Origin of the sequence: Glycomyces dulcitolivorans (assembly GCF_003265355.1) — a bacterium.
Classification (GTDB): domain Bacteria; phylum Actinomycetota; class Actinomycetes; order Mycobacteriales; family Micromonosporaceae; genus Glycomyces; species Glycomyces dulcitolivorans.
This window is the reverse complement of record NZ_QFRW01000157.1, coordinates 1-3,637: the sequence shown is the minus strand read 5'-3', so window position 1 is coordinate 3,637 and position 3,637 is coordinate 1. Positions and strand designations below refer to the sequence as shown.

Annotated in this window: 4 protein-coding genes; 1 reads left to right on the top strand and 3 read right to left on the bottom strand. The window is 72.8% G+C overall.

The features are described from left to right. Nucleotides 1-10: 10 nt before the first annotated feature. Together DI269_RS13395 and DI269_RS13390 are read right to left on the bottom strand one after the other, a co-directional pair. Entirely contained in the window at nt 11-238 is a 228-nt protein-coding gene (locus DI269_RS13395; protein WP_112136653.1) for a hypothetical protein, read from the bottom strand. Nucleotides 239-336: 98 nt separating this feature from the next. Then, nucleotides 337-2,448, bottom strand: coding sequence for a RecQ family ATP-dependent DNA helicase (locus DI269_RS13390; RefSeq protein WP_112136651.1), 2,112 nt, complete (start codon nt 2,446-2,448; stop codon nt 337-339). A 55-nt stretch (nt 2,449-2,503) separates the two neighbouring features. Here DI269_RS13390 and DI269_RS13385 point away from each other — a divergent pair, with 55 nt between their 5' ends. Next, a complete protein-coding gene (locus tag DI269_RS13385; RefSeq protein WP_112136649.1) occupies nt 2,504-3,100 on the top strand; it encodes a DUF1349 domain-containing protein in 597 nt (198 codons plus the stop codon). Nucleotides 3,101-3,198: 98 nt separating this feature from the next. Here the strand turns inward: DI269_RS13385 and DI269_RS13380 are convergent, their stop codons facing one another. Further along, entirely contained in the window at nt 3,199-3,570 is a 372-nt protein-coding gene (locus tag DI269_RS13380; RefSeq protein ID WP_157974966.1) for an MGMT family protein, read from the bottom strand. Nucleotides 3,571-3,637 lie beyond the last annotated feature (67 nt).

The window sequence follows — 3,637 nt, the reverse complement described above, 5'->3', positions numbered from 1 at the left end:
GGTTCAGAGGTCAGACGTAGTAGGTCAGATAGAGGTCCCAGCCCGCGTCGGTCGCGTCGCAGTAGTAGCCGTCGGCGTTCCCGGAGGCCTCCTTCTGCTTCCCGACCGAGACGCATTCGCCCTGCGTCGCATAGGTGTCGAAGTAGACGGGGAAGCCGTCGGCGGCCTGCGCGGCCGCCGGGGCCGCGGCGAGCGCGAGTCCGGCGGCGGCCGCCGCGACGATGTTGCGAATTTTCATAGGGGTCCGCTTTCGTGACAGAGGAGTTTCATGAACTGCCCATGATCATCGTCCATCCCGGACCGGTTGTCCAGATCCCTTGCGTCACTGAAGAACACTCACGCCTGAAGCGCGAGCGTCAGCGGGTGCACCGCCGCCGCCCCGGCCTCGCGCAGCCGCATCGCCGCCACCGTGGCCGTCCAGCCGCTGTCGCGCACGTCGTCGACCAGCAGCACGCTCGCCGCCGGGACCGCGAAGTCCACAGTGAACGCGTCCAGCACCTGGTGCAGCCGCTGCGCCGAGTTCGCCCGGGGAGCGCCCGAGACCGCGCTCGGTGTTCTGCCCAGCGCCCCCAGGTACTCCATGCGCCCGAGCTTGGCGATCCGCTCGGCGAGCCCGTTCACCAATCGCGGGCGCGACAGCGACCCGGTCGAGACCACGACCGAGGGCCGCTCGGCCCAGTCCCACGCCGCCAGCACCTTCACGACCGCGCCGAACACGTCGTCGGGCACGTCCCGGTCGGCCCCGTCCGACAGGAGCGCGCGCAGCGGCCCGCCCCAGCCGATGTCCGACAGCCGCGCCAGCGCCCGCCCCGGCTCGGCCCCCAGCTCCGGGGCGATCTTCCCCTTCACGTCCACTCCGAGCGCCTGCATCCCCGTGGGCCACATGCGCTTCGGCTCCACGGTGACGCCCGGCTTCGACAGCGCCGCCGCCGCGCCCTCGGCCGCCTCCGACGACACCTTCGACTCCGCGCGCGTCCCGGTGCAGTTGTCGCATCGTCCACAGGGGACGGCTCCGTCGTCGTCGAGCTCGGCGCGCAGGAACTCCAGGCGGCACTTGTCGGTCGCCTCGTACGCGAGCATCCGCTGCTGCTCGTGACGGCGCGCGGCCGCCACCTTCGCGTACCGCTCGGCGTCGTAGGTCCACGGCATTCCCGTGGCCTCCCAGCCGCCCTTGACCCGCCGCACCGCCCCGTCCACGTCCAGGACCTTGAGCATCATCTCCAACCTGGTGCGCCGCAGGTCGACCCGCGTCTCCAGCGCCGCGGTCGACAGGGCCCGGCCCTCGGCGGCGAGCGCGTCGAGCGTGCGCCGCACCGCCTCCTCGGCCGGGAACGACAGCGACCCGAAGTAGTCCCAGATCGCGCGGTCCTCGGCCCCCGGCAGCAGCACCACCTCGGCCCGGTCGCGGGCGCGCCCGGCGCGGCCGATCTGCTGGTAGTACGCCACCGGCGACGACGGCGCTCCCAAGTGGACGACGAACCCGAGGTCGGGCTTGTCGAAGCCCATGCCGAGCGCGCTGGTGGCCACGAGCGCCTTGATGCGGTCGCCCAGCAGGTCCTCCTCGCGGGCGAGGCGCTCGGCGTTGTCGGTGCGGCCGGTGTAGGAGGCGACGGCGTGGCCGCGGCTGCCGAGGTAGTCGCTGACCTCCTCGGCGGCGGCGACGGTGAGCGTGTAGACGATGCCGGAGCCGTTGAACCGCGGCAGGGCCTCGTCGAGCCAGGCGAGGCGGTGGGCGTTGTCGGGCAGGTCGGCCACCGCCAGGTGCAGCGACTCGCGGTCGAGCGTGCCGCGCAGCACGAGGGTGGGCGTGCCGGGCCGGTCGAGCTGCTCCGCGATGTCGTCGGAGACGCGGGCGTTCGCGGTGGCGGTGGTGGCCAGGACCGGGACGCGCTCGGGCAGGTCGTCGATGAAGGTGGCGATGCGCCGGTAGTCGGGCCGGAAGTCGTGGCCCCAGTCGGAGATGCAGTGCGCCTCGTCGACCACGAGCATCCCGCACCCGGCGGCGAGCTTCGGCAGCTGGTAGTCGCGGAAGGCGGGGTTGTTCAGGCGCTCGGGGCTGATGAGGAGGACGTCGACGGCGTCCTCGGCGATCGCCTCGCTGATGGCGTCCCAGTCCTCGGGGTTCGCGGAGTTGATGGTGCGGGCGCGGATGCCGGCGCGCTCGGCGGCCTCGATCTGGTTGCGCATGAGCGCCAGCAGCGGCGAGACGATGACGGTGGGGCCGGCGCCGCGGCGGCGCAGCAGCGCGGTGGAGGTGAAGTAGACGGCGGACTTGCCGAACCCGGTGCGCTGCACCAGCAGCACGCGCCGCCCTGCCTCGTCCGCCCCGGCCGTGCAGAGCGCTTCGATCGCGCGCCACTGGTCGTCGCGCAGCCGGGCGTGCTCCCCGGCGAGTGCGCGCAGCAGCGCTTCGGCTTCGTCCCTGAGCGTTTCGGTGGTTTCCCCCATGGGCCCTGTTCTACAGCACTGGTGTGACAGCCGCCCCGCCGCTAGGCTCGGACCGATGCACACCGACGCACCGATCGAAGTCCCATGGAAGTCCGGCGCCTGGACGGCGCTGCCGGTGGCGGCCGAGGAGGCCGGCGGGCGGCTGCGGGTCACCGCGGCCGAGGGCAGCGACGCGTGGCGGCACACCGCCTACGGGTTCGTCCACGACAACGAGCACGCCCTTCTGGAGGAGTGGGACCGCGGCCAGGCCGTCGAGGTCTCTTTTCTCGCCGACTACGACGCCCAGTTCGACCAGGCCGGGCTCATGGTCCGCATCGACGACGAGCACTGGATCAAGACCGGCGTCGAGTACGCCGACGGCGCCCTCCAGCTCGGCGCGGTCGTCACCGACGGCCGCTCGGACTGGTCGACCGCCCCGGTCCCCGAATGGGCCGGGCGGGAGGTGACGATGCGCGCCACCCGCTTCAACGACGCGGTCATCGTGCGCGCCCGCGCGGGGGAGGACGACCCGTGGCGCCTGGTGCGCCTCGCCCCGCTCGACCCCGACGCGACGGTCACCGCCGGCCCGTACTGCGCCGCGCCCTCGCGCGCGGGGCTCACGGTCGAGTTCACCTCCTGGCGCCTGACCGAACCGGACGCCGACCTGCACTGACGAACGCCGCTCGCGTCCGCGCGGCGCGGGAATGTCGGACCCCTGGTGTACTTTTGCGCCAGGGGTCCCTTAGACCGGAAATATCATGATTTATCGGGTTATTCCCGGTCTTCCGTGTCTTCCGGTGCCGCATCGTCCAGCTCCGCGGCGAGGAGCTTCAGGTCGTAGACCGACATCCGCTGCGACCGGTCGGCCCTGCCGCCGGTGCTCACCCTCACACCGTCCTCGCGCAGGAGGTCGGGGACGTCCTTCCCCGAGCGGCCGTCGCCCCAGCGGAAGCCCTCCGAGACCGTGCCGCCCGCCGTCAGCACCCGGTAGGCGCGCGTCACGTCCCCGTCCTTCATGTACGCGCCCACCTGGCGCGGGCCCGTGCCGATGAGCTCGGCCAGGTCGCCGTACGAGGTCCAGGTGCCCTCCGGCAGCGCCTCCACGACCCGCTTCACCAGGTCCCAATCCTGCTCGCTCGTCATGCCCGCGAGCCTAACCGGCGCGGGCGACGCACCCGCCCCGGCGGCCGCGGGCGGCCCCGCCCAGGCC

What these genes read in the sequence shown, in the direction of transcription:
- DI269_RS13395 (WP_112136653.1), bottom strand. Translation starts at nt 238, where the DNA reads ATGAAAATTCGCAACATCGTCGCGGCGGCCGCCGCCGGACTCGCGCTC.
- DI269_RS13385 (WP_112136649.1), top strand. Translation starts at nt 2,504, where the DNA reads ATGCACACCGACGCACCGATCGAAGTCCCATGGAAGTCCGGCGCCTGG.
- DI269_RS13380 (WP_157974966.1), bottom strand. Translation starts at nt 3,570, where the DNA reads ATGACGAGCGAGCAGGATTGGGACCTGGTGAAGCGGGTCGTGGAGGCG.
- DI269_RS13390 (WP_112136651.1), bottom strand. Translation starts at nt 2,448, where the DNA reads ATGGGGGAAACCACCGAAACGCTCAGGGACGAAGCCGAAGCGCTGCTG.